The 6360-nt window shown below is 54.0% G+C and carries 1 protein-coding gene; it reads right to left on the minus strand.

The genetic code is table 11. The features are described from left to right. Nucleotides 1-25: 25 nt before the first annotated feature. The gene (locus AEP_RS08335; protein ID WP_087494949.1) at nt 26-6316 is read right to left on the minus strand and encodes a DUF2961 domain-containing protein; all 6291 of its coding nucleotides are present in this window, start codon (nt 6314-6316) and stop codon (nt 26-28) included. Nucleotides 6317-6360: the final 44 nt, after the last annotated feature.

Consider the following 6360-nt stretch of genomic DNA (forward strand, 5'->3'; position numbering starts at 1 on the left):
GGCTCCCACACCTTTGGGCGCGGGGCTAAAGCACCGCCCCCGCACTGCCGTTATAGGCCAGCTTCAAGCCATCCTCAACCCAAAGCGTGGCCAAGGCTCCACCCGAATTGCTGGTGAATTGGTGCGCATACACCGTGACCCCAGACGCATCGGTTACCACTTGGCCATTGCTGCCATTGGCCGCGCTCGGTGTCCACGTCTCCGTGGCCAACAAGGTCACTGCATCCAGCAAGCTCGACTTATCGCCCCGGATCAGCAGCGTCTTGGTCTCAGACAACTCCAGCACATCCGCCGCCTTCAGGCTCAGGCTCGTGAGCGACGAATTGGTGAGGTCAATTTGCTCAAAGCTGTAGAGCTTGTGCCATCCGCCCAAGCCCGTGCCGCCTTCGCCCACACCCACCGTGGTGTTGTATCGGGCGTTGCTCACCAACTGCGTCAAATCCACGCTCGACACAGCGGCATTGATTTTGAGGGTGTCCTTGCCTGCGCCTCCGTCCAACTGACGGAAGTTCAAATCCATCACCTCCACCATATCGTTGCCTACTCCAGTGCGCACATAGTCGGCACCTGCCACCTTCACCACATCCACCCGCGCATCTGCATCGCTGACGTACAGGTTATCGATGATCTTGCTGCTTGATGCCGACAACGTCAGCGACATCGTTTGGGTCAAGATCTTCCCACCGCTATCGGCACTTTGAGAAACCAACAGACCCATGGTTGCCGTCGTTTCGTATTTTTCTGAAAGATAAGTTTGGATTTCTTGCTTTTGAGCCAAACTCAAGGTCTGCCCGCTGACCACAACATCACCGATATCGCCATCCCAACTGGCCGCCGTACTACCAGCAGCACCGCCAACGGCTTTACCGATCACCAACTGATTGCTGGCAGAGTTGAAATCGACTGTGGATGCGGCGACAGAAGTGCTTGCTGCAGCACCACCATCTGCGCCGACCTGCACCACATAACTGCTGCCATTGACGCCTGCTGTCAGTGACAACACATCCCAACTCCCAGTCACAGTTGCAGCTCCGGCAGTCAACGGTGCATTGGCCTGAACGGCCCCATAGACGGCCGCCGAATTGGAAGCACCCAGAACCACACCGGCATTGGCGGATGGAAGTCCAAAACTCAATAAGGATTTTTGAAACTGTGCCGATGAATTGCTCGCCGCAGCCACCATCATGGTCAATGCGTTACCGGAGTTTGAAGTTGGCAATGGTGCCGTGATGTCACTGGCATTCAGATACAAGCCACCCTGCGTGATACCGACCGTGTTGTGGCCGTTGACACCATCCACATACAAACGGGCTTGGACCGTATCTCCGACAACGTTGCGCAGCGCCACGTTCGCCGCAGCTCCGGCACTTGGAAGCCATGTCACAGATGCACCATTGATGGCGGCCTCGCTGCTGCCAGACATGATGGAATCAGGGTTCAACCACAATGCCTGCGCTGCTGAAGACCAATGCACTTGCGATGCATTCAGTTGAACCACCGCACCATCCAAAATGCCGCTCAGCGCAGTGCCGTTGGTCTGCGAGTCAAAAACTTGGAGCGTCAGATGCTTCACGCCATCCGCACCCAAATCCGACGAATTCAAGGTCAAAGAAAGCTGATTCTCTTGTATCGATTGCCGAGCGCCAACGGCTTGACCGTCGACATACAACTGCACATAACCGGCCACACCTGCAGCAAAACGCACTTTGACATTGGTCACCCCCAATTCGGACTGGGTCAACACATTGTCATCACCCACCAGCATGCGCACCGGCGCCGCATAAGCTTGTTGATTGGCAAGGTAATTTTGGTAAGCATCAAAATACCGACCACCCAAATCAAGCGCAGAAGATCCATAATGCACCAAATCACCAGAAGGGCTATAACTGTTGATCTCATATAAACCCGTACTGGTATCAGATGCGATATAAAACGTATTATCCCGAAGGTTTGACAAATTCCTCAGCGCATCGTCTACAGGCTTCCTGTTGGTCGTTTCCTGCATCATCCAGTCATAAACCATTTGACCATTGAATACCGGCGTTGCAGCTGAAAATCCAGTGACATTGGTTTCAAAATATTTAATCATTCCCAACCAGGATGATTGATAATCGACCTGGTTCAGCACCGCATATGTCGGATCGGCAGGATACCCATTGTTTTCGCCTTGCTGCCAGAGCATGCCAATGATTTTGTTTTTGCTGTTGGCCGACATGATGGCATTTGTCAAATCCTTTACGGCCAAGGCATAAGCCCCAGTATTGGCATCCCAATCCAGAGTGCCATTGTTTTGATTCAAAAATCCTGTGCCACTTGCTCCGCCATCAATGATCAGCAGTTTTCTTGATGGAGCCAATTGAGTGGCCGCGTAGCGCCTGGCAAACTCGGTAGCGATGCCGTCCTGCATACCATCCAAATATGTTGACCTCCAAGAAGCCGAAAGGGCTGCGGCAGTTCGGATCATGTATATGCCCTGATTTTTTACATCAGTTATATCTGCCAAATTTTGAGCCAAGTAAGTATTGCTCTGCCCTGCCAATATCAATATATCGTAACCTTCAAAAGCAGAATTCTTATCTACCCCTATCACGGCATCAGGTGAAAAACCGCTGGTTATTCTGGGGGCAGCGCGTACAGAATCAATATCATGAACGATGTTATCCACCGCGCGACCATCTGAATAATAAAAAACTGCTGGCGAATAATTCAGATAAGTTGTTCTGGCATTGTCATTATCCCCGTGCCAGAACTCCATATCAAACTTCAGGGAAGAAGAAAATGGAATGCCATCCAAAAACCGGTAACGTGAATCAGTCACCGGACCAGCTAAAGAGTTGGCACCATGAACCTGATTGGTAAATGGATTGTAAAACTCCAAAGGCGAAGACCATGCAAAACCATAATAATCTTCGGTGCCCGTTCCAAACATGGAAGGCAAATACTCACCATCCACATAAACTTTCTCATCCCCTTCACCCCACCACCATAATTTTTTGTTATTGGAATCTACACTCGTCAACAAACTCAGAGTATCACCCATGTAAACACCACGCCCACCAGAAATCGTGATGTAATTCAAATCGCGTGCAGGTGTGCTTGCAATATTGTCGTACTGATGCCATTTGGCGTTGAAATACATGGACTGTGAGGTCCAAACATTGTCTACATAACCCACATTCAAATCGACGCTGACATCCTGAGTTCCATAGTTGATCACCGATATCTTGGCATTGCTCTGAAAGGGCATATGCCAAGACGCCTTCATCTCGCCAGCAGAAGTTACTTCAGTGTAAAAACTCTTGTAAGTTGCCAATCCGGTACCGGTGCCAAAAAACTCGCCTGCCGGGACCCACACACGTTCCTTCCCATCAAAATCAATCGCGATCACTGTGGACCGCAAGGCCTTCACCATATCGGTGGCATCGATTTTCAAGGATATGGATGAAACTGCACGCGAACCATCAATCAGAAGTGATGTTGAAGCATCCTGCCCACCTATCAAGGTTTGATTCAAAGATTGAAGAGATGGCTGCAAATGAACGTCAGATGAAACAGTCAACGTGGAGTTCAATGACGCAATTTGATTTTGCTGTTCAGCCAAAATGCTCTTACTGAAAGATTCGACTTTTATATCGGGAGCATAATCCCTGTAAGCGATGCTGTAGTAAAAAAATGTTGGTGGGTAAAAAACTCCATTGACATTAAAACCATCTTCTACGATGGTTGGATTTTCTACCGTGATTTTCAGCCCTTTGGCATAAGGAATGGGCAAATAAAGATTATTACCTTGCAGCCCTTCCGGATTCCCGGGTGCTGCAGAATAACTCAAGACAGAATTGGCAACGAGGCCATCATCACGAACGATGTCGTAAATCGATCCACTGATGATGGGCTCACTCTGTCCATCTATATAAAACCGGATGATGGTGTTGTAAAAATCCAGATTAATGGATACCGTCCACAAACGCACCACAGCACCTGGCCCCACATCGTCAAAAATCACATACTGATTGCCCTCTTTGCGGATGAAATTGTTGAAATCATCATTGGCAAACCATCCGCCATTGGCATTGGTCGGATCGTTGGAAGTTGGCTCGGCAGAACTGAATTGCTTGAGTACATAAGGAATGGTCGGAAACAACGAACGCGAGCTGCGGTTATCGAGTTCTGCCAGCAAACTCCCCAACGTCACCGTATTGGTGACCAACTGCCCGCTGGCCACCAAATCCGTGACCGATCTGCCCGACCAATTCACCCCCGGTAACTGGATGGAATACACAGACGAACCCGCATCTGGACCATCGACATCGATGGTCAAGACCGAATTGCCACCAACCACCGCCAGGCTCATCCACTGCCGAATGTCACTCATCCACGGCAAATAGCCCTGGAGCAAATTGGACACATCGATCCGATCGCCCCTTGTGCCATTCCACGCCTCGAAACCCCACAACCGGTGCACATCAGACGCGAGATTCAGCACCACCCAATCGTTCACCCCAGTGGGCAACTGCAACGGCACCACCTCGGTCAAGTCACTGACCACACGCTCCGAAAAACCCAGTGCGTCCACATAGGTGGCCCGCACCGACAACTGTTGATCCTGCTGCGTGGTCGTCACCGTGAACGCACGCTTGTTCGCACCCTCAATGTCCACGCCGTTGGCCATCCACTGGTAAGCCACGCCGGACCAATCCAATCCATCGTGCTCGGTCAAGTTCGCCGTCAGCACACTGCCTGGCACGATACTGCCCGCCACAAGACTGTCTGCCGCCACACCGATCGATCCGCGCCGGTTCGACATCACCACCCATTGCCCGTTGGCAATCAACTTCGCCAAAGCCGTGATGGCCGTCGCCCCAGAGCCCACCCCGGCCAATTCATTGAGCGACTTGCCAGACAAAGTCAACACATTGCGGCCAACGCCACTGCCCACGTTGCCATCGGCATCCACGGCCAACACCACATGGCCGCCGGACTCCCACAATGCCACCCAGCCCCCATTGACCAAGACGCGCGCCTGCTCAAGGGCACCTACGGGCAATACCAAAGCGCTGCCAAACACATCGCGCATCACGATCGCATCGCCTTGCGCGCCGCTGCCCCCCACAGCACCGCTCGTGGGGCCCACCGTGAAACCATTGACCGTGTCCTGCCCGACCAAATCGCCGCTGCCCTGATACACGAGCCGGTCACTGCCCCCCACCGTCGCCGTGCCCATATTGAAAACATCCGCCCCCGGACCACCCCGCATGGACTCGCTCGCCGCCGACCCATTGATGGTCTGACTGCCCGCATACGTGATGCCAAATGCCGTCGAAGTCTCTGCCCCCGTGATGCCGGCCACATTCACCAGCCGGGTAGTCCAGGTGTGTGTGCCACTGCCATAACGCGCCAACACCGCACTGGCCACTGGCACCGACACCACCGCATCCCCGGCCGTGGTCAAAACAGCACTGGTCGCCACCAACAGACCATCGATCAGCACCTGCACACAGTCCCCCAGGGCCGCGCCTCTGACATTCACCTTGCACGCAAACCCCAGCATTTCTGCCGGATTGAGCACCCCACTGGCCACGGCTTGCGCCGTGCCACTGGGCGGGGTGTCGTTGAACAAAGTCACCGTGTTGGTGACCTTGCCCAAAGGCGAAAGCAAAGACGATGACGCCAAAGATGGCGACGACAAAGCCAGCACCGTGCCATTGGCGGACGCACTGCTGTCCCAAGACACATACGACAAGGCATTGGCCAAACCCTTGGCTGGCAAAGCACTGCCAGAAGGTCCCAGCAAAGCCAGGCGCGTCTGACCGTCATTGGCCAGCATCAAAGCCTTACCGCTTAAATCGCTGGCCCCCCACTGCCGCCAAGTCAGCCCGTCGTTGGTGCTCACCCACAACTGCACCCCGCTGCCCAGCCCAGTCAGGGCCACACTGCTGGGCACCGCCCCACTGCCAACGTGCATGGTGCTCAGCAGATCTGAGACCAAATGCCCCTGGCCCAAGCCAGAAGGCACCTGCGCACTGGCGCCCAGCGACACCGAAACGCCACTGCCCGAGACCACCGCCAACACCCCGGTAGCCGATGCCTCGGCCACCCAAGGCATGCCCCACAAACCCACGCGGATGCGCTTGAGCACCCCGCCCACGGTCGTGAACTGCAACTCGTCGGTGACCGACTGACCCCGAGGCACCAAAGTGCGGCCAGACCCGGTATCCACCGTGCCCATGTTCCAGGGCGTGTACGACCAGTCCCCGTTGGGGGACAGGCTGAAATACCCGTAACCGTTGCTGCCTGACCAAAGGGTTGTCTGGGCCATGCTCGCCACATCCGTGGCGAGCAAAGTGCCACTGTCCCGGGTAG

Source organism: Curvibacter sp. AEP1-3, assembly GCF_002163715.1.
Taxonomy (GTDB): Bacteria; Pseudomonadota; Gammaproteobacteria; order Burkholderiales; family Burkholderiaceae_C; genus Allorhodoferax.

What these genes read in the sequence shown, in the direction of transcription:
- AEP_RS08335 (WP_087494949.1), bottom strand. Translation starts at nt 6,316, where the DNA reads ATGGCCCAGACAACCCTTTGGTCAGGCAGCAACGGTTACGGGTATTTC.